Consider the following 19,318-nt stretch of genomic DNA (forward strand, 5'->3'; position numbering starts at 1 on the left):
CGAAAATAGCCACTTCACTTCCACTGGAGTGGCTATTTTTTTGTGCCTATATCTCGCCAGTAAAGACCGCGATAATCAAACATACGAGTAAAACGCGCGCCATCCCAATCGAGCACCACCGCGCGTTCCTGTCCGTGCCATTTAAGTGCCTTTGCCTGCGTAATCACAGCAACTGTGCCGCCCTCTTCTTCATACAGCAGCCCAGCATTGCCTGAACCAGCAACATCCACCACCACCTGTTGAGATACGCTGTGATCAGCCATAGAATAACATGCGGGAAAAACTTCCCTGTCCGTCACATCCTTAAAGCTGCCTTCAAGTGTATAACGCTCTAGAAGAAAATTCATTCTACAAGGTGGCTGATTTGTATCCCGCAGGAAAGCCTCATAAATTTCGGATATAAACGCTACCGCTGCTTCAATCGTATCACCAACCACCATATGCGGCAGACTACGGGGATTGAAGCGCCATTCGGGGTAAGGATTTGCAAAACCCTCTAGAATTTCGGGGGCGGTACCTATCTCGGTTCCCTGCTCCAACGCGATTTTACCATCCTGCCAACGACCAGTGGGGGCTGTAAGGCCAATAAGTTCATCAAGAGCAGCCTCATCTTCACCATAATCCTTCAGTGCATGATCCGCTGGAACACGTGCAGGTTTCAAACGATATGCCGCAGGCCATTTCAAGAAGCTATCTGGAATTGATCTGATATCAAGCTTAACCATCAGGATTGCGCAAGCCCTGAAAGATACATACGAACCACATAAAGATCGGTGATTTCGCCAGCCAATAGCCTTTCAAGAGCACTTTGTCCTGCAAGTTGATCATTTGGTTTCTTGACCCAATCAAGCGCCTGTTGATCATCGCTGAAAAGCGTATGAAGCGAATGCTGGATTGCCATAATATGGGAAAGTCTTGAAAGCGTATCATGTGGCACACCGGAGATTTTCTCACCGCGCCAGTTATAAAATGTGCTGCGGGAGGGCTGGCCAAGAAGCACCATCTGCTCTTCAACAGAAAGGCCCCATTTTTCCGCTAATTTAAAGAAGGCACGAAGGCCGAGAGGAGCAAGCTGTTTGTTCTGCAATTTGTTATCGAGACGCGATTCCAAAATACTCTCCCCACCAGTACGTGAGTGGGAAGAGTACTGATAATTCATTGAAACTGCAACAGATTGCTAGTCTACTTCACGAATTTCAAAGTCTGTTGTGATATTGGCCAGAGCCGCAAGTTGAGCGGAAGCAGAGCAATATTTATCCATAGAAAGCTGGATCGCGCGCTCCACATGCTTTTCAGAGATATTTTTACCCTCAACCACAAAATGCATATGAATTTTAGTGAAATATTTTGGCATTTCTTCTGCGCGCTCACCATCAAGCTCAACCCATACGTCTTTAATGTCCTGACGCGCCTTCTTAAGGATCATCACCACATCAATGCTTGCACAGCCGCCAGCACCCAGAAGCAGCATTTCCATCGGACGAATAGCATGATCAAGTCCACCGCTTTCTGAACCACTGTCCATCAATACAGAATGACCACTTGGGGACTCGCCGATAAATGTCATATCGCCAGCCCATTTAACCTTTGCTTGTTTTGTCATATCGCCCTCTTAACTCTTTTAATGAATGAATTGGATATTGTTTATCACCGCAAGTCTATCGCTTACAGTGAATTATCAGGGAAAAGTGTCACAGTATCTTCAGGTTTCCACTGCTGAAACTTTTGCATAATGCGCGTGAAAGGTTCTTCTTCCAGCATCTCATCAAGCCAGCGGAGAGTATGCGGGTGAATTTTTTCTTCACGCCATGCTCGGTCAGCGTTTGCATACTGGCGCACAAACGGCATGATGGCATAATCTGCAAGCGCTCGTTTTTCACCAAACAAACTACGACCATTTGCGAGCCTGCCATTCAGGTGGCCCAGAAAATCCCGAGCCAGATTCTGATGCTTGGCAGGATCCACATCTTCATACCGGGTAGAATATTTAAAACGGTCCAGATGCGGCTTGAAGTCAGTTTCTGTGGCTTTAATGAGCGCGAGCATATCTTCTTTCGAGCCATTTTCAGCCTCAAGCCAGCCTTCAGGGTCGTTTTTAGAAAGCGCCCACAGCATTACATCAAGGCTTTCATCCACTACTTTACCGTCCTGTAGTTGCAGCACAGGCACAGTGCCCTTCGGGGATATCTCAAGCATATGATCGGGCTTATCCCTTAAGACAATCTCTCTCAGGGTAACCTGCTGATTACTCACATAAATTGCCATGCGTGCCCGCATGGCATAAGGGCAGCGCCTGAAACTATATAAAACTGGTGTATCCACGCTCTATCCTGTTTCCTGAAATCTCAATTTTACACCTTATACCGCCTATATTTTCACGTGTAAAATCACAGCAAAAAAAGCTATAAAAAGGGCCTGGAAAACGCAGTTAATAGGCACTCTCATTATTACAAAAAATCCTTTAAAATCATGTAATTAAGACCAATTAGCAACTAAGAAAACTTGTTGGCAAACACCCTTTCTCTTGCTATCATAAATGCAACTTTGACCTATGGAGGCAGATATGAAAGGTGACAAGGAAGTAATCCGTCACTTGAACGTGATTCTAAAAAATGAGCTGACAGCGATTAACCAGTATTTCCTGCATGCACGCATGCTTAAAGACTGGGGTATGGATAAGCTCGGTAAAAAAGAATATGAAGAATCCATCGATGAAATGAAGCACGCTGATGAACTGATTGAGCGTATTCTATTCCTTGAAGGTCTTCCAAACCTGCAGGATCTTGGCAAATTACAGATCGGTGAGAATGTAAAAGAGATTCTCGAATGCGACCTGAACATTGAGCATATCGCTCATAAAGACCTGACAGATGCTATCGTCCACTGTGAAGAAGTGCGTGATTTCGTTTCCCGTGACCTTCTAAAAAGCATCATGGAATCTGAAGAAGAGCACATTGATTATCTTGAGACACAGCTACAGTCGCTCGAGAACATGGGCATTCAGAATTATATCCAACTGCAAACATCCCCTGCAGAGGACTAAGATATAAGGCTATATAGCTGAAAGAATTAAGAGAGCTGTTATTCCGCTGCGAGCACGCGCTGGTTTGGCAGCTCTTCTTTTACGAGATCATTAGCGCAGTCAGTGCAAGCACCGCAGCAAAAACCATTGCCCAGTGACAGATACGCTTCTTCCGCAGTACTTACACCGTTCTCACGAACAGCGGTGCGGATTTCTTTATCTGTATAACCATTGCACAAACAAACATACATGGTGCGCTGAACTCCAATCAATAATGCGAACCGTTCGCAGTATCATTATCAAACAGATATGATGCCGTCAACCAAGTTTCAAGGAAAAACCGCTGTTTTCTGCGGTTCTTCCACTCAAAATCCATCAACTTATTGAATCCACACCAAAAGTTTTTTGCTATTCAATGCATTATTTGAGCATTGCACGCCTCTAAACAGGCGTTTTCCCGCCGTTCGTGCATAAGGGAGCTAACTATGGTAGGATTTCAGTGTCGAGTGAGTTTCACGGAACTGCAATCTTAAACCGCTAGAGGAGCGATTAGGTAAGAGTAGCTAAACCAGCTTAATCAGCTGTGAAACGACCCGAAGGCACTTTCACAAACTGAACACATTCTATAGCTATATGAGAGTGTAAGGTTATAAAAAAGAAGCCTATCGGCCATGAGAGACTATAAATGCCATACGACGCAGGAACACAGATACCACGCAGAATAGCGCTATTTTCCGGCAATTATAATTATGTGATGGACGGCGCTGCACGTGCGCTTAATAAACTGGTGGGTTATCTGGAAGAACAGGGCATCGAGGTTCTTATCTTCGCACCAACCGCAGATAAACCAGCATTTAAGCATAAAGGCACATTGGTTTCGGTACCGTCGTTTGCAATCCCGGGCAGAAGAAGCGAATACCGTATCAGCCCGTACCTACCGAAAAAGCAGCAAGAAATTCTGGAAAAATTCAATCCAGACATCGTACATCTTTCTGCACCAGATTTGCTTGGGCAATCGGCCCTGCGCTGGGCCCGGAAAAACAAGGTACCCGCCGTAGCATCCTTCCATACCCGGTTTGATACATATTTCCGCTATTATCACCTCGGCTGGCTTGAAAAATATGTAACAGCCTATATGCGCCGTTTTTACCATAAATGTGAGCAGATTTATGTGCCTACAGACGGCATGATAGAATTGCTGAAATCCCAGAATATGGCGAAAGATATTCGTATCTGGAGCCGGGGAATTGATCGCAATCTCTTTCACTATTCGAAACGCAACGATAAATGGCGCCAGAAAATGGGCCTCTCCGATGATAAAGTAACCGTCGCTTTTGTCGGGCGTCTTGTGCTTGAAAAAGGCATAGGGAACTTCGCAGATACACTTAAGGAACTTGAGAAACGCGGCGTGCCACACCAAGCACTTATTGTTGGCGCAGGGCCTGAACGTGAAACTTTCGAGAAAATGCTGCCGAATGCCGTGTTTACCGGCCACCTGAGCGGTGAAGACCTTTCCACCGCTTATGCATGTGCGGATATTTTCTTCAACTCCAGTATCACTGAAACCTTCGGTAATGTTACTCTTGAAGCCATGACCAGTGGCCTGCCGTGTGTGTGTGCAAATTCCATAGGGAACGCGCACCTGGTAAAAGACGGCGAAAATGGCTTTCTGGTGGAGTACGGCGACATCCAGGGATATGCGGATAAAATCGCTATTCTGATTGAAGATAGAGATCTTCACGCTCGCATGCGGGAAGATGGTATTGAGAAAAGCCGTTCCTTCACATGGGATATTATTCTCGGTGAAGTGATCGGGCATTATCAGCATGTGATGAAAACCTTTAAGGTTTCTGTGTAATTATCCATCAAGTTGACATGAGCTTATGAAACAAGGCCTTATGTCTTGGGGTAAGTACAATTAAGCGGGCACACATCCTATATGGCTAAATTCTTCGATGTATCAAAATTAAAAGATTTGATGCAAAACCCGCTGGTGAAGTTATTCCTGCGCGCCATTCAACTTTTAGCCGTGCTTGCAGTGCTATATTATATGCTCGATAAGCTAGGGGAAATTGGCTGGGATGATGTTTGGCAATCTCTCCCAACCACGCCGTGGTTTTATATCATGTTCCTCGCTATGTATTTTGCCCTGCCTATTGGGGAATGGCTTGTATATCAGGAAATATGGGGCAAAGCCGTAAAAGACCGATTCGATGTCTTCTTGCGAGCACGTATTTATAATCTGGCTATTGTAAGCTATGCTGGCGAGGCCTTCATCGCGCTTTGGGCACACCAAAACCTCGCAAAAAAAGGCCGGGTGGCAGTGTCTGCCGTAAAGGACAGCAATATCCTTTCAGCCCTCGCATCCAACAGTTTTACAGTGATGTTGCTCGCAGCTTTTTTCCTGACCGGGCAGCTCGAAGTACTAACGGATGCAGACCCGGATTACGGATATTATATCGGCTTATCGGTGGCTGTTGGTTTATTCCTTGTACCTATCGTACTGCGCTATCACGCCCGTATCCTCGGCCTGCCGCCTGAGAAAGCAAAGCGGGTATTTTTCATTCATCTCTGCCGGCTAGTTGCCATTCTCCTACTGCAGGCAGGCCAGTGGGCCGTAGTATTCCCAGATGTCCCTTTTGATACGTGGATATTACTGTTGACCGCACAGATGGTGTTAACCCGTGTACCGTTCCTTCCCAACACTGATTTGTTGTTCGCGGGGCTTGGTATCACTCTAATGCATTATGTGGATGGTCCTGCAGCAGCTGTTGCAGGCATGTTCCTCGCTGCAGGTGCTTTGAACCAAATCCTTAATCTTGTGTTCTTCATTATCACCAGCTTCACTCAGAAACGCGCAATTCCCCTTGAAACCCAGAGCGCATAAGCGTATCTGGAACCTCATATGCTGAAGCTTCTGCGCGACTGAGGAAAAAAAATGATTGATATAAAAACAAACCGTGAGCTTTTCATTGCAAAAGCCGCAGCGTGGCAGAAGGCAGACCCGCTCTTCACCGTGAAAGATATTATGGGCGCCACCGCCGTATTCAGCGGTAGCTCAACAGATACATTCAACGTGCTTGCCTTGGAGCCAAATGCCAAGCGTTCAACCGTTGAAACTGTTGATCATGCCCGCCGCTCTGTATTTGGTGCAGACAACCGCTTTGCTATCTGGAGCTGGGAAGAAGGCCAACTTGATGACCTGACACCGTTATTGGGGGCCGCAGAAGAAAACCTGGTGATGTCTGCAACCCTTGAAAGCCGAGTACCACAAAAACCAAAAATAGCACTCACTGTAGCTCACGCTACATCCAGCGCTCATCTTGCCGCAGCAGGCACTGTTCTCGCTGAAATCTTCGGTGAAAATGAAGAAGGTTTTATGGTACAGTCTATCTATATGGCACAGGAAGAAGCAGCAGTTAAAAACCTGCCGCTTCAGTATCTGGTTGCCTATGAAGATGGCGGTCCTGTTGCCACTGGCAGTTTCCTGCTCACGGGTGACACGGCTTCTATCTTTGATGTAGCAGTACGCCCTTCCCTTCAGGGTAAAGGTATTGGTTCGGCCATGTTTGAAGCCGTGTTTGATGCAGCAACAGAGGCTGGAGCCAAAAACTTCACCTTGCAGGCGACAGCAGACGGCGCAGGTATCTACGAACGGGCAGGGTTTAAAAAGCTTGGTAGCTGTTGGTGTCTGGACTTTGCTGAACCCCAGTAAACAACCCTGAACACTTCTTTAAGAAATTTCAGCTACCTTAAATATGGTTAAATTATTTTAAGGGACCTGATTTTTGCTGAATATCTCAAATCAACAGGTCGCCTCAAACACTCGATTTGGGGCGCAAACCCTATATCGCGGTGAAGAAATTCTCGGTAAAAATCGTGCTGCTGATTTCTTTTACAACCACTGGCATGCTCTCAGAAATCAGGGCCTAAGACCTTCAAGAGAAGATATCAAACCCAGAAACATGACCCGATTTCTGGACCGCGTTGTATTGATGGATGTAGTTCCTCAGGAGCCAGATAGCTTTCAGCTGCTGGTGAAACTGATCGGCGGGCACGTTGCTTCCTACTATGGGGAGATTGGCGGCAAGTTCATTGAAAGCATGTCCAATAAAAACGCGGTAAAGCGTATTTACCGCACCTCAGGCTTAGTGATTGAAGAAAAACAGCCCATTCTTGGTGTTACGCCAGGTTTTTGTGAGGACCGTCTGTTTATGGAAGCTCACGCAATATATTCACCTCTGTTTGATGAAAATATGGATGTCATCAAAATACTTGTTTGTGTGGATGTAAAATCAATGAATGTTTGATTCTGCTATCAAGTTTATGATTTTCAAATGGATTTATGAATACGTTCATCAGGCTTGCATAAATGCGTAAATATTTGATTGACCAAATAGTCAGGAATGCAGTAATTTAATCAAAAGCAGCGCCAAATCTGTGCTCAGGTTTCGCGCTGCTTTGTCGTGTCTGGCCCAAGTTTCACAGGCACAATGTGTATTTTAGAGCAGGAAGGAAACCCCGTGGCTCTTAAAGCGTATAAAGCTTCTGTTTTTCACATGACCGCTGACCCAAGCGTGGTCGGTATCGATAACGCACACGAATATTTCGAAGATGGTATGCTCCTTGTTAAAGATGGCATCACCGTGCGTGCTGGCCACCGAGCGGATATTGAGAAAACACTTCCTGAAGGTACAGAGATTATTGACCACTCTGGCAATATGATTGTGCCCGGCTTTATTGATACCCACATCCATTTCCCCCAGCTTGATATGATCGCCTCTTTTGGTGAACAGCTTCTTGATTGGCTTGAGAAATACACATTCCCGGAAGAAGCAAAGTTTGCCGATATTGAACACGCAGAAGAGTGTGCGGATTTCTTCGTAAACGAACTACTAAAGAACGGCACCACAACAGCGCTTGTTTACGGCACCGTGCATAAGAAATCTGCTGACGCGCTGTTTGCAGAAGCTTATAAGCGCAATATGCGCATTGTGGCTGGTAAGGCACTTATGGACCGTAATGTGCCGGAAAGCGTGCGCGACACCGCTGAATCTGGTGACAGAGACAGCCGCGATCTTATCAAAAAGTGGCACGGTAAAGGCCGTCTTGGCTACGCGGTAACGCCGCGCTTTGCGCCAGCTTGCTCCGATGACCAGATGGAACGCGCCGGCAAACTGCTTGCTGAATATCCAGATGTATTGATGCACACCCACCTTTCAGAAAATGTTTCTGAAATCGAATGGGTGAAAGAACTGTACCCTGACTGTAATGGATACTTGGATGCCTACGCAAAATTTGGCCTGCTCACAAACCAATCTGTGTTCGCCCACTGTATTCACTTGGAAGCAGAAGAATGCCAGCGCATGGCGGAGGCCGATGCCTCCATCAGTTTCTGCGCTACCTCCAACCTGTTTCTCGGCAGTGGCCTGTTTGATCTGAAACAGGCAGAGAAATACGGTGTAACCGTTGGTATGGGCACAGATGTTGGTGCTGGTACCAGTTTCTCTCTCCTGCAGACTATGAACGAAGCCTACAAGGTATGCCACCTGAAGGGGGAAAAGCTTACACCATTCAAGTCCTTCTATCTGGCAACTCTTGGCGGTGCGGAAGCACTGAATATGGCCGATAAAGTGGGCAGCTTTGAAGCGGGCAAAGAAGCTGATTTCCTTGTACTTGATTTTGCAGGCACGCCGCTTCTGGAGCGCCGCCTTAAAAACTGTCGTGATCTTCACGAAACGCTGTTTGTACTTTCCATGCTTGGGGATGACCGCACCATTGGTCACGCCTATGTGGCAGGTGAACTGCAGCACACCAAATAGAGCAAGCTAGGCGGCAGGGTTTAACTTTGCTGCCGCTTTCCGCCAAGAAGCGAAAGCGCAATGCCGCCAAGCACAAGGACGGCCGCAATGGTGAAATCCAGCGTCCACACCTCACCAATAAAGGCGATACCGCCAAGCATGGCGATAAGTGGCACAGTAAGCTGCACAATCGCCGCCACACTGGTATCAAGTTCCGGTAACACCCGGTACCACACCACATAACCCAGCCCTGATGTGATAATGCCGGATATAGCGGCAAGCACGGCCCCCTCCATTGCAATAGCGCCCGCATTTGAAGATAGCCACACAATAAGAGCAACCGGGACTGTCCACACAAAGCTAGCTGTGGTGGCAATAAGAGCATTCTCGGCCTTTTGCCCTGCGAGCGAATAAAGCCCCCAGCCAATACCTGCAAGTACCATCAACCCAGCGCCAAACAGGTTCAAGCCTCCAGTATCAGGGTTAATCACATAAACCAGCCCTGCCATACCGATAACCGCCCCCAGCCACTGCAACACACGCGGGCTACTGCCCTTCATAATAGCGCCGACAAACATAGTGATCTGCACAGTGCCAAACAAAAGGAGCGCCCCAAAGCCGGCTTCTAAAACCAGATAAGCAAAGGTGAAGCCGACACCATACAGCGCTAACCCACCCACGGACATGGCATTAAACTTGAACGTTGTAAGGCCCTTAAAAAGCCCTTTCATCTTCAGAAGCAACAACAGAAACAACGCGCCAGATCCAATCCTAATCAGCAAGAAAGTTTCCGGGTTGATGAGTTCTTCTGCAAGAGCCAACCGGTTTAGCACCGAATTCGCAGCGAAAAATATCATGGCTAAAGCTGTTAAAAGAATGATACGCATAAGGTGTGGTGTAGCACGGATCACGAAAGCGAAGACTAAATTCTTTGTGTAGGAGCCATCCGATGGGTTTATGGAATAATGCTGATAAAATTAAAGCCCGCGAGATATACAAAACTTTCACGGACGCATATGAGAGTGAAGATTGGGTGACTTACACACAGCAGATAAAAATTATCCGATCTAAATATATCCCTGAATTTGGAAAGTTGTCATCTACAGCAGATCACATCTACGCAATCGATAGCGAAGTTGATTGCTACCCTACAGGCCCAGAAAGACAGCACTGGAACAAACAAGCCTTACAAAAATTAGATGCTGAACTCTATGAAATATTCAAGGACAGTTTTCACCAGCTATGGGAACAACGCGCTGAACTAAAAAAGATTATAGGCTTATAGTCACCTGTTCATCGTGGGTCAGTTCGTGTTCCACACAGTTATCGCCTTTGCCTTTCCGGTCTATCACCAAAAAATCGCTCTGGCTATTCAGCGCCAATGAAAAATGATGCCATGTGCCCGCGTGGTAATTCACGCCCTGATCAGCGCTTGCAAGAAACACACGCAGCTTCTCTGCTTTAAATTCACCCTTTTCGGCAACCACAACCAGATAAGGCTGATCGCCCATAGGAATAAAGGCTTGGGAGGACAGTGGGTGATATTCCATCAGCTTTACAATAATGGGCTGCGGCAAGGGTTTGGTGCGGAAGATATTCACGCACACACTGCCCTCTTCTGCTGAAACGTTCACATCCGCCAAATTATGGAAACGGGTGGTGTTCCCGTAATTGATGGAAAACTGCTCTGCTCCCGCTGATGCTTCAATCACATCGCCAAACGGTGCAAATGCTTCTGCGGTAAGTGGTTCTGCTTTGATGGTACGCATCAATCATCCACCTTCATACCGTTTTCGATCCACTTACCTAGAATAGCACGTTCTTCATCTGTCATACCGGTTTCGTTACCAAGCGGCATAATATCTGATTTCACGGCTTGTTCCATAATGCGCGGGCCGTGCTGGATGATAAATTGTGGTTTATCAAACATCACACCACCTGGTGCTTCTTCAAAAGATTCGTGGCTTGGATTTGCAGCATGGCAACTAGCACAGTGTTTTGTCACCAGCGTTTGCACCTGGTTGAATGAGGCCTCAACACCCTTAGAAAGGGCCTTTCTTTCACGGGCTTCCATATCGCTTGCAAACATCATAAGGAGAATAAACACGCCACCAGCCGCAAACGGAAGCGCATAATTGGTCTGCCCTCTGTGCTTCAGGTTAAAGAAATGACGAATAAGCACACCGACAATCGCGAGCCCCGCAAGGATCACCCAATTATACGGGTTTGAAAATGTCATCGGATAATGGTTGCTCACCATCATCAAAAGCACAGGCAGGGTCATATAGTTGTTATGGAGAGAACGCTGCTTACCGATCTGGCCAAGGCGCGGGTCTGGGCTTTCACCTGCAATCAAGGAAGCAACCACCTTCTTCTGATTGGGGATAATCACCATAAACACATTAAAGGCCATGGCGGAGCCAACAATCACCCCAACATGAAGGTATGCCGCACGGTCAGAGAAAACTTGCGTGAGGCCATACGCTGCCGCTGTCAGCAGGCTGAACCAGATGATACCCAGCAACTTGTTATTCTGCCCGATAGGGCTGCGACAAAGGCCGTCATAGACCACCCAGCCACCTACGATAGAAGCGAGGCTGATAACAATTGCCTGCCACTGGCTAAGCACCATTTTGCTGTTATCAATAAGGAAGAGTTCAGCGCCATAATAATAAATCACAGCGAGCAGCGCAAAACCGCTCATCCAGGTGAAATAGGCTTCCCACTTAAACCAGTGGAGGTTATCAGGCATCTGTTCAGGCGCTACAGCATACTTCTGTTTGTGGTAAAACCCACCACCATGCACAGACCACAGTTCCCCAGACATACCCTTCTTGGGTTCTTTGGGGTCTTCAAGGTTGTTATCAAGCCATACGAAATAAAAGGATGAACCGATCCACGCGATACCGGTGATAACATGCAACCAGCGAATGGCCATGTTTAACCAAGGGGCTATATCAAGCTCCATTATACTCTCCCATCGGCAAAATGCCGTCTCCCGCGCTACCTGTTGTTGGCTACAGGCTCCTCAAGCGCTTTACTCTATACACAGGCAGATTAAAGCCTGTTTAATTTTGCCAACGCTTTTCCGCTTTGGTCTTTCGTGGGGAATTGTGCGCAAAAACAAACGCGATACTGGAACATTCATCAACTGCAAGAGCCAGAAAAGGCCAAGACCGGAAAAGGCCAAAAATGGAAAAGGGAGGTGGAAGAGGCAGGGCGCATTGTCCATACACCACTACGAACCGAGTATTTGAGGAGAATTGGGGGCCTCCTACACACTCAAATGGAAACAATCATTATGCGCTTAACAGCATCGCCTAACATACGGAGCTTAGCGTTACTCGAAACTACTCGGAACAAAAATGATCAATGCTTGGGATAGGTTGATCATTTTGCTGCATGCAGCACTATGTTTGTTTCCGCAGACGTACCCTACCTCTTCTCACCTAGGGGGTTCCATCAGTTGGAAGCCTCTATGTATATCTTTCTCTCATTTATGATAATCCTAATATTTCTGTATGTTTTTCAAAAAATATTTGATAATAGAAAAACATGAGTGTTTTCGATGATATGCCGGTGTTTATAGCCGTTTTTGAGAAGGGGAGTTTTTCCCAGGCCGGGCGCAGTTTACGTATGTCCCCTGCCCTTGTAAGCAGCCGTATTGCTAGGCTTGAGAACCATTTAGGCACGCGCCTTTTCGTGCGCACTACTCGTAAAGTTACAGCAACCGATGCTGGCCGCCGTTATTATGAAGACTGCCTTGATATCATGCGGCGGGTGGAAGAAGCCGAAAGCCGGATCGTGGAAGATGACAGTGCGCCTAAAGGGGTGCTTCGATTAACAGCTGCCTCGGCACTTGGGGATCAGTTCGTCACCAACATGATCCCTGATTTCTCTGCTCGTTATCCTGATATCCGGCTTCAATACCGGATGACAGATGCACTTGTGGATGTACTCACTGACGGCATGGATATAGCCCTCAGGGTTGGCCCTCTGGTAGACAGCAGCCTTAAAGCCCGCGTGCTTTGCCCCAGCCCCCGCTATATTTTCGCATCCCCCGAATACCTTGCAAAACACGGTATCCCTAAAAAACCACATAATCTGGTGGACCATAACTGCCTGATGTTACGCTTCCCCGGTTCACGGCAATATCGCTGGCGGTTTATGGACAAGCGCGGATCATACGAAATGCAGTTTGCGGGTACGCTTGATAGCAATAGCGGCGCGGTGCTGACCGACTGGGCACTGGCTGGCGCTGGCCTCGTTCTGAAACCATATTGGGAAGTGGCAGAACACGTGAAAGCAGGCAGGCTGAAAGCGGTGCTTACCGAGCATATGACCGATGACAGCTATATCGCAGCGCTTTACCCTTATGACACATTTGTACCACCGCGCTTGAGGGTATTTCTTGATTATCTGGTAGACCGGGTAAAAGCAGAACCGCTGTTTCAGGAAAAACTACCTGAAAGCGCTATTGCTTAATTAATCACCTGCAAAAGCTGTGCGGTAAGTGATGCGGCAATAATCTCAGGCTCTTTTCCAGTAATACCTGCAATCCCGATCGGGCAGATAAGCTGATCAAGTTCTTCTTCTGTTACTACCCGTTCCCGAAGCAAACGATTTTCAAAGCGTGCCCGCTTTGTTGCAGACCCAATAAGCCCGCAGAATTTGGCATCCTGCCGCTCAAGAATAGCCTTTGTTAGTTCATAATCCAGTTGGTGGTTATGGGTGAAAATGACAAACAAGGTATTCTCAGGTGCGCTCGCAATAACAGATAAAGGCTCATCTGTAAGACACGGTGTTACATTCGCAGGTATATCGTCCGGGAACTCGGCCGTACGGCTATCCACCCAGGTAATATGAAACGGCAAATCGACAAGCATTTTCACTGTCGCTCGGCCCACATGCCCGGCCCCAAACAGAATGAGCGGAAAACTTTTGCAGGCACTTGTTTCAAGAAGATAAGATGCCGCTTTAACGGCACCATCCAGCAGCTCACCAGTTTCACCATAAAAGGTAAATTCAGTATCCGCTTTCTCTTCCAGCCACACCTTGGAAAGCTTGCCATCTTCAAATGTGGTTTTCAGCGTGTTGGTTTGTACACCCCGAAGGAACTTGGCGCTTAAACCTTCTATACGCTCAAGAAGAATATCTACACTGCCACCACAGCACTGCTCAAGAAGCGGCCCAAGGGCATAATTCTGAAAGACGTAATCAGGCCCCTCTTCTGATGCCAACAGCTTACGAGCCTGTTCAATCACCTGAAACTCAAGGTTACCACCGCCAATCGTGCCAATCAGCTCATGCTCAGAAACCAGCATCTTGGTGCCTGCCCCGCGCGGAGCTGAGCCGCGGTCAGCAGCCACACTTACGAGCACAAAGCGCCGCTCGCGCGCATAAAGCTCTTGTGCACTCGTAAGCCAGTTTTGCATCAGGGTATCCGTATAAGTTAAGCGCGTTTCTTTACATCAGCCACAGCCATCAGAACTTCTTCAGGCGTTGCCGGTGCATCCATCTTAACAGGTACCTTATAGTCACCTACGCTGGCAACCGCATCAACAAGCGCCATAAACACAGCGTTCGCCAGCATAAAGGGTGGTTCACCCACAGCTTTGGAACGGTGAATGGTGGCTTCAACGTTACGGCCTTTGTTCCAAAGCTCGATATTCAGTTCGTCTGGGCGATCAGAGCAAGCTGGAACCTTGTAGGTAGACGGTGCATGTGTACGCAGACGACCTGCATCATCAAATACAAGCTCTTCTGTTGTCAGCCATCCCATACCTTGAATGAAACCGCCTTCAATCTGCCCGATATCAATAACCGGGTTCAGCGAACGGCCAGCTTCATGAAGAATATCCGTGCGGAGGACCTTGTTCTCACCTGTAAGTGTATCAATCATTACTTCCGAAACAGCGGCGCCATAACAGAAATAATAGAACGGACGGCCTTTGTGAGACGCACGATCGTATTTGATCTTTGGTGTTTTATAGAAACCTGTTGAAGACATGGAAACACGGCCAAGATACGCTTCCTGCGTAAGCTCATTAAAGGCCATTTCCTTGTTTTCAATATAAACCTTATTGTTGCGGAAAGTGATACGGTCTTTCGGGCAACTATATTTTTCCGCCGCAAAATCAATGAGGCGTGCCTTAATTTTGCGCGCAGCATCAAGAGCAGCCATACCGTTCAGATCAGAACCTGAGGAAGCTGCGGTTGCTGATGTGTTTGGCACTTTCGCAGTCGTTGTGGCTGTAATTTTCACTCGGGTAACATCAATCTGGAATTCTTCCGCCACAACCTGCGCTACCTTGGTAAACAAGCCTTGGCCCATCTCTGTACCGCCGTGGTTCAGATGCACACTACCATCCGCATAAATATGCACAAGTGCACCAGCCTGATTGAGGTGTGTCGTCGTGAAACTAATACCAAACTTCACCGGCGTGATGGAAATACCCTTTTTCAGATATTTACTATTGGCGTTAAACGCGCGAATTTCATCACGGCGCTTGCGGTATTCTGATGTCTCTGCGAGTGTTTCCATAATCTCGGCTGCAACATTATCTTCCACCTTCATACCATAAGGTGTGGTATCACGCTCACCTTCGCCGTAGAGGTTCAGCATCCGCACATCTAGCGGGTCTTTCCCAATCTCGCGGGCTACATCTTCAATCACGCGCTCAATACCGATCATCCCCTGCGGGCCACCAAAACCTCGGAAAGCAGTGTTAGAAACCGTATGAGTTTTATAGCGGTGCGATTTTATCGCTACGTCAGAGAGGAAATAGCAGTTATCCGCATGGAACATAGCACGGTCATTAATCGCAGGTGACAAGTCAGTCGAGCGGCCACAACGTGATGCCATTTCAATTTCGATACCAGTAATCTGACCATCATCATCATAGCCAACATCATAGCTATATTTGAAATCATGGCGCTTGCCTGTCATCACCATATCATCATCGCGGTCCAGGCGCAGTTTCACTGGGCGCTGAGTTTTCACCGCAGCAAGCGATGACATTGCCGCAAACATCGCTGGATGCGTTTCCTTACCACCAAAGCCGCCGCCCATACGGCGCACTTCAATAGTTACCGCATTGGTTGGGCGTCCGAGTACATGAGCCACAAGATGCTGTACTTCGCTTGGATGCTGTGTGCTTGAAAGCACGTGCACGTCGCCGTCTTCCTGTGGTGTCGCAAGCGCGATTTGGCCTTCAAGATAGAAGTGATCCTGCCCGCCAATATAGAAACTGCCCTGAAGACGGTTCTTTGACGCAGACAGCGCTTTTTCAGCTTCGCCTTGTGCCATCAACTGGCTGTCTTCAATCTTCAGGTCAACCGCTTCGGCTTCATCAATGTTCAGATAATGCGGTTTCTCGTCATACGAAACTTTCGCCAGTTTTGCCGCCGCGATTGCTTCCTCAAGGCTATTTGCAGCCACCGCAAAAATCGGTTGCCCGATATATTCTACAAGCCCTGTGGAAAAGAGCGGATCATCCCCCGCGAACGGGCTCACGTCATTATGGCCGGGAATATCGTCGGCTGTAAGAACGACAGCTACACCTTGTGCTGCACGAACGGCGGAAAGGTCCATCTCAGTAATTTCCGCATGTGCCTTTTCAGACATGGCAACATACATATGCAGCATGTTCTTCGGTTCTGCTACATCGTCGATATAAACGGCAGTACCAGCTACATGCTTATGCGCACTATCGTGACGCAAATCTTTGTGTACAGCACCTTTGATTTCAGAAAGAGACGGATTAGACATTGGCCATCTCCTGTCTTAGAGCAAGGCGGGTATCCGCATCGCTGGTAAGCTCAACAAATGCTTTCATCAACAGGTTTTGCGCCGATAACATGCGGTAATCCTTCGAGGCACGCATATCTGTAAGCGGGCTGAAATCATTTGCCATCGCTTCCATAGCCGCTTCCACATTTTCTTCGGTGAAGGCTTTGCCAACCAATGCGCTTTCTGCATTTGCAGCGCGTTTTGGTGTTGCTGCCATACCGCCATATGCGAAGCGCGCTTCTTTCACAGTTTCACCCTCAAGAGCGATAGAGAATGCCGCACATACCGCAGAGATATCTTGGTCAAAACGCTTGGATAATTTGTAAGAGCGGAACGCCGTATCTGCCGCCGGTTTCGGCACAATTACCTTGGCAACAAATTCACCTGCTGCACGGTCCTGCTTACCGTAATCAATGAAGAAATCTTCAAGATCGATAGTGCGCTCTTCGTGCCCTTTGCGGAGCACAAGCTTGGCACCAAGCGCAATAAGCGCTGGCGGTGTATCACCAATCGGGGAACCGTTAGCAATATTACCACCAATGGTACCGCTATTGCGGATTTGCGTGGAACCAATACGGCGGATCAGTTCGCCAAAATCAGGATAGAGTCCTGCGAGCAGTTCCATGGCATCGGTATAGGTAACACCCGCGCCGATCTCGACACTATCCGCAGTTTCTGTAATTTCTTTCAGCTCAGCCACATCGCCCAGATAAATCACTGTCGCCAGTTCTTTATGCATTTTAGTAACCCAAAGGCCAACGTCTGTACCGCCCGCAAGGAAGGTCGCGTCTGGATTTTGCTCTGCAACAGCTGCTAGTGTATCCACATTCACCGGTGCGAAATAGCGTTTTTCATTACCTGTCAACTTGCTTGTAGCTGAGATGTAAAGCGTATCATCCCGTTTAATACCTTCAAGAGCAGCCACTTGCTCCCGCATATCAGGCAGTTCATCAGCGCCCAGTTCAAACATACGGTGCGCCGCATCAATGATCGGGCCGTATCCCGTGCAGCGGCAGAGGTTACCCGCAAGTGCATCTTCGATACGGTCTTTCGTTGGGTTAGGGCCTTCAAGGTAAAGTGCGTAAAGCGACATCACAAAACCCGGTGTACAGAAACCGCACTGCGAACCATGAGTTTCAACAAGTGCTTCCTGTACAGGGTGCAAACCGCCTGATTTTGATTTCAGGCTCTCCACGGTCAGCAGTTCTTTACCATCGAGTGTGGGCAGGAAGATAATGCAAGCATTCACCGCTTTATATTCAACGCGGTCACCCTTAAGTTCACCAACAACCACCGTACAAGCGCCGCAATCACCCTCAGCACAACCTTCTTTGGTGCCGGTGCGCGCTATATCGTAACGCAAATAATTCAACAATGTGGCCGTTGGGTCTGGGCTATGGATTTCATGAACCCGTCCGTCCAGCAGAAACCGAACAGTACCTGACATATAAAATACTCCTAATTCCCTGAAAGCGGTTGCTCCGGCTAGCTGCCTCTGTAGGTGCTGTAGCCGTATGGGGAAATCAACAAGGGCACGTGATAATGTGCATCCACATCCGCTATACCAAAACGGATAGGCACCACGTCTAGAAAGGCTGGCTCAGCCAGCTCTGTACCACGAGCCCGAAAATAACTACCTGCCTCAAACTCTAGCAGATATTCACCAGTTTTGAAATCATCCCCATCAAGAAGCGGGCTATCAACACGGCCATCATCATTTGTGGCAGCGGATTTCAACAGACGGCGTTCTTCACCCTTCAAAGCATATAGCTTGATTTTAATGCCTTCGCCCGGACAGCCATTTGCAGTGTCCAGTACATGGGTGGTTAAACGTCCCATCTTGTCCTCTCTTTACGGGGTATGGTCTTCCTCAATTCTGATACCGTACTGATGATTGACGAATTGTAAAGTATATTATCAACATTAATGCCATTAAATTGTTGACAATTTGGTGACAGCGGCAAAAAATCTATGCTGTATTCAATGTGCTACATGCCAAACGACAGGGGATAGGTCATGGCAAACACCACAGCACTAACGGAAGAAGACGTGTGTCAGCGTATCAGGGATAGTATCCTTGAGCAACGTATTGCGCCTGGCACAAAACTGACTGAAGAATCACTGTGCGGCATATTTGGGGTAAGCCGAACGACAATCAGAAGGGTTTTCCTCCTGCTTAGTAAAGACAACATCATCAGGCTTGAACGCAACAAAGGTGCAACCATTGCCGCGCCAACCGTTGAAGAAGCCCATCAGGTTTTCGAAGCAAGGCGCGCAACGGAAAAAGCGCTTTTACGCCGTGCCGCTGAACGTGTACAGCCCGGAGACATTGCACATCTGCGCGCGCACCTTGAGGAAGAGCAAACCGCACTCAATGAAGCAGATTTAGCTGCATGGATCAGGCTTTCAGGAGAGTTTCATATCAAACTTGCGCATATTGCGCGCAATGAACCTATGTGCACTTTCCTTCAGCAGCTAGTGTTCCAAAGCTCTTTGATTATATCGCAGTACGGCACGGCGGGCGCACCATCAAGCTGTAAGGGCGGAGAACATGAACGCCTTGTTGATGCACTTGAACACCAAGACGCAGAAACAGCACAAACCATTATGGCAGAACATTTGCGCGGCATTGAAAGCCAGCTTTCCTTCGAAACCGAAGAAACCGGACAAGACCTGCACGTGATCTTTGCTGCCGCCAGTTAA

At 47.8% G+C, this 19,318-nt stretch carries 21 protein-coding genes; 9 read left to right on the forward strand and 12 right to left on the reverse strand.

Annotation, left to right across the window (positions count from 1 at the left end; genetic code table 11):
* Positions 1-32: 32 nt before the first annotated feature.
* From MF542_RS15180 to MF542_RS15195, 4 genes are all read right to left on the reverse strand, one after another.
* On the reverse strand, positions 33-725 hold the full coding sequence (locus MF542_RS15180; protein ID WP_247020979.1) for a hypothetical protein: 693 nt from the start codon (positions 723-725) through the stop codon (positions 33-35).
* A complete protein-coding gene (locus MF542_RS15185; protein WP_247020981.1) occupies positions 725-1,111 on the reverse strand; it encodes an MbcA/ParS/Xre antitoxin family protein in 387 nt (128 codons plus the stop codon). The genes MF542_RS15180 and MF542_RS15185 overlap by 1 nt, the downstream gene beginning before the upstream one ends.
* Before the next feature lie 66 nt (positions 1,112-1,177).
* The gene (locus MF542_RS15190; protein WP_247020983.1) at positions 1,178-1,603 is read right to left on the reverse strand and encodes an OsmC family protein; all 426 of its coding nucleotides are present in this window, start codon (positions 1,601-1,603) and stop codon (positions 1,178-1,180) included.
* A gap of 62 nt (positions 1,604-1,665) precedes the next feature.
* Positions 1,666-2,322, reverse strand: a complete 657-nt coding sequence (locus tag MF542_RS15195) for a glutathione S-transferase (RefSeq protein WP_247020985.1) — start codon at positions 2,320-2,322, stop codon at positions 1,666-1,668.
* Between the two features lie 241 nt (positions 2,323-2,563).
* On the opposite strand from MF542_RS15195, the gene bfr reads away from it, so the two are divergent.
* Positions 2,564-3,043, forward strand: coding sequence for a bacterioferritin (gene bfr / locus MF542_RS15200; RefSeq protein ID WP_247020987.1), 480 nt, complete (start codon positions 2,564-2,566; stop codon positions 3,041-3,043).
* A 38-nt stretch (positions 3,044-3,081) separates the two neighbouring features.
* Here the strand turns inward: bfr and MF542_RS15205 are convergent, their stop codons facing one another.
* On the reverse strand, positions 3,082-3,273 hold the full coding sequence (locus MF542_RS15205; protein WP_247020989.1) for a (2Fe-2S)-binding protein: 192 nt from the start codon (positions 3,271-3,273) through the stop codon (positions 3,082-3,084).
* A 434-nt stretch (positions 3,274-3,707) separates the two neighbouring features.
* Here MF542_RS15205 and MF542_RS15210 point away from each other — a divergent pair, with 434 nt between their 5' ends.
* From MF542_RS15210 to guaD, 5 genes are all read left to right on the forward strand, one after another.
* Entirely contained in the window at positions 3,708-4,880 is a 1,173-nt protein-coding gene (locus MF542_RS15210; protein ID WP_247020991.1) for a glycosyltransferase family 4 protein, read from the forward strand.
* 81 nt (positions 4,881-4,961) lie between these two features.
* Entirely contained in the window at positions 4,962-5,909 is a 948-nt protein-coding gene (locus tag MF542_RS15215; RefSeq protein WP_247020993.1) for a hypothetical protein, read from the forward strand.
* A 51-nt stretch (positions 5,910-5,960) separates the two neighbouring features.
* Positions 5,961-6,737, forward strand: a complete 777-nt coding sequence (locus MF542_RS15220; protein WP_247020995.1) for a GNAT family N-acetyltransferase — start codon at positions 5,961-5,963, stop codon at positions 6,735-6,737.
* Between the two features lie 73 nt (positions 6,738-6,810).
* Positions 6,811-7,332, forward strand: a complete 522-nt coding sequence (locus MF542_RS15225; RefSeq protein WP_247020997.1) for a PAS domain-containing protein — start codon at positions 6,811-6,813, stop codon at positions 7,330-7,332.
* A 213-nt stretch (positions 7,333-7,545) separates the two neighbouring features.
* Positions 7,546-8,844: a guanine deaminase gene (gene guaD, locus MF542_RS15230; protein WP_247020999.1), complete on the forward strand. Its 1,299-nt coding sequence runs from the start codon at positions 7,546-7,548 to the stop codon at positions 8,842-8,844.
* A 20-nt stretch (positions 8,845-8,864) separates the two neighbouring features.
* Here guaD and MF542_RS15235 read toward each other — a convergent pair whose 3' ends face one another.
* On the reverse strand, positions 8,865-9,710 hold the full coding sequence (locus tag MF542_RS15235; RefSeq protein ID WP_281501732.1) for a DMT family transporter: 846 nt from the start codon (positions 9,708-9,710) through the stop codon (positions 8,865-8,867).
* A 62-nt stretch (positions 9,711-9,772) separates the two neighbouring features.
* Between MF542_RS15235 and MF542_RS15240 the strand changes: the two genes are divergently transcribed.
* Positions 9,773-10,108: a hypothetical protein gene (locus tag MF542_RS15240; protein ID WP_247021003.1), complete on the forward strand. Its 336-nt coding sequence runs from the start codon at positions 9,773-9,775 to the stop codon at positions 10,106-10,108.
* Here MF542_RS15240 and MF542_RS15245 read toward each other — a convergent pair.
* On the reverse strand, positions 10,095-10,592 hold the full coding sequence (locus tag MF542_RS15245) for an ureidoglycolate lyase (protein WP_247021005.1): 498 nt from the start codon (positions 10,590-10,592) through the stop codon (positions 10,095-10,097). The two genes, MF542_RS15240 and MF542_RS15245, sit on opposite strands and share 14 nt — an antisense overlap.
* Entirely contained in the window at positions 10,592-11,791 is a 1,200-nt protein-coding gene (locus MF542_RS15250) for a urate hydroxylase PuuD (protein ID WP_247021007.1), read from the reverse strand. Before MF542_RS15250 ends, MF542_RS15245 begins: the two co-directional genes overlap by 1 nt.
* Positions 11,792-12,378: 587 nt before the next feature.
* Between MF542_RS15250 and MF542_RS15255 the strand changes: the two genes are divergently transcribed.
* The gene (locus tag MF542_RS15255) at positions 12,379-13,308 is read left to right on the forward strand and encodes a LysR family transcriptional regulator (RefSeq protein WP_247021009.1); all 930 of its coding nucleotides are present in this window, start codon (positions 12,379-12,381) and stop codon (positions 13,306-13,308) included.
* Here MF542_RS15255 and xdhC read toward each other — a convergent pair.
* From xdhC to uraH, 4 genes are read right to left on the reverse strand one after another with little or no spacing between them, the layout of a single operon-like run.
* Positions 13,305-14,258, reverse strand: coding sequence for a xanthine dehydrogenase accessory protein XdhC (xdhC, locus tag MF542_RS15260; protein WP_247021011.1), 954 nt, complete (start codon positions 14,256-14,258; stop codon positions 13,305-13,307). The genes MF542_RS15255 and xdhC overlap by 4 nt on opposite strands.
* A 17-nt stretch (positions 14,259-14,275) precedes the next feature.
* Positions 14,276-16,594: a xanthine dehydrogenase molybdopterin binding subunit gene (gene xdhB, locus MF542_RS15265; RefSeq protein WP_247021013.1), complete on the reverse strand. Its 2,319-nt coding sequence runs from the start codon at positions 16,592-16,594 to the stop codon at positions 14,276-14,278.
* On the reverse strand, positions 16,587-18,062 hold the full coding sequence (gene xdhA / locus MF542_RS15270) for a xanthine dehydrogenase small subunit (RefSeq protein ID WP_247021014.1): 1,476 nt from the start codon (positions 18,060-18,062) through the stop codon (positions 16,587-16,589). Before xdhA ends, xdhB begins: the two co-directional genes overlap by 8 nt.
* A 38-nt stretch (positions 18,063-18,100) precedes the next feature.
* A complete protein-coding gene (gene uraH, locus MF542_RS15275; RefSeq protein ID WP_247021016.1) occupies positions 18,101-18,454 on the reverse strand; it encodes a hydroxyisourate hydrolase in 354 nt (117 codons plus the stop codon).
* Between the two features lie 177 nt (positions 18,455-18,631).
* On the opposite strand from uraH, the gene MF542_RS15280 reads away from it, so the two are divergent.
* Positions 18,632-19,318 carry a GntR family transcriptional regulator gene (locus tag MF542_RS15280; RefSeq protein ID WP_247021018.1) on the forward strand — a complete coding sequence of 229 codons (687 nt, stop codon included), beginning with the start codon at positions 18,632-18,634 and terminating at the stop codon, positions 19,316-19,318.

The sequence above is a fragment of the Kordiimonas laminariae genome (assembly GCF_023008165.1).
GTDB classification, from domain to species: Bacteria; Pseudomonadota; Alphaproteobacteria; order Sphingomonadales; family Kordiimonadaceae; genus Kordiimonas; species Kordiimonas laminariae.

Coding starts and splice junctions, on each gene's coding strand:
- MF542_RS15180 (WP_247020979.1), bottom strand. CDS start 725: ATGGTTAAGCTTGATATCAGATCAATTCCAGATAGCTTCTTGAAATGG.
- MF542_RS15190 (WP_247020983.1), bottom strand. CDS start 1,603: ATGACAAAACAAGCAAAGGTTAAATGGGCTGGCGATATGACATTTATC.
- bfr (WP_247020987.1), top strand. CDS start 2,564: ATGAAAGGTGACAAGGAAGTAATCCGTCACTTGAACGTGATTCTAAAA.
- MF542_RS15205 (WP_247020989.1), bottom strand. CDS start 3,273: ATGTATGTTTGTTTGTGCAATGGTTATACAGATAAAGAAATCCGCACC.
- MF542_RS15210 (WP_247020991.1), top strand. CDS start 3,708: ATGCCATACGACGCAGGAACACAGATACCACGCAGAATAGCGCTATTT.
- MF542_RS15215 (WP_247020993.1), top strand. CDS start 4,962: ATGGCTAAATTCTTCGATGTATCAAAATTAAAAGATTTGATGCAAAAC.
- MF542_RS15220 (WP_247020995.1), top strand. CDS start 5,961: ATGATTGATATAAAAACAAACCGTGAGCTTTTCATTGCAAAAGCCGCA.
- MF542_RS15235 (WP_281501732.1), bottom strand. CDS start 9,710: ATGCGTATCATTCTTTTAACAGCTTTAGCCATGATATTTTTCGCTGCG.
- MF542_RS15240 (WP_247021003.1), top strand. CDS start 9,773: ATGGGTTTATGGAATAATGCTGATAAAATTAAAGCCCGCGAGATATAC.
- MF542_RS15245 (WP_247021005.1), bottom strand. CDS start 10,592: ATGCGTACCATCAAAGCAGAACCACTTACCGCAGAAGCATTTGCACCG.
- MF542_RS15250 (WP_247021007.1), bottom strand. CDS start 11,791: ATGGAGCTTGATATAGCCCCTTGGTTAAACATGGCCATTCGCTGGTTG.
- MF542_RS15255 (WP_247021009.1), top strand. CDS start 12,379: ATGAGTGTTTTCGATGATATGCCGGTGTTTATAGCCGTTTTTGAGAAG.
- xdhC (WP_247021011.1), bottom strand. CDS start 14,258: ATGCAAAACTGGCTTACGAGTGCACAAGAGCTTTATGCGCGCGAGCGG.
- xdhB (WP_247021013.1), bottom strand. CDS start 16,594: ATGTCTAATCCGTCTCTTTCTGAAATCAAAGGTGCTGTACACAAAGAT.
- xdhA (WP_247021014.1), bottom strand. CDS start 18,062: ATGTCAGGTACTGTTCGGTTTCTGCTGGACGGACGGGTTCATGAAATC.
- uraH (WP_247021016.1), bottom strand. CDS start 18,454: ATGGGACGTTTAACCACCCATGTACTGGACACTGCAAATGGCTGTCCG.
- MF542_RS15280 (WP_247021018.1), top strand. CDS start 18,632: ATGGCAAACACCACAGCACTAACGGAAGAAGACGTGTGTCAGCGTATC.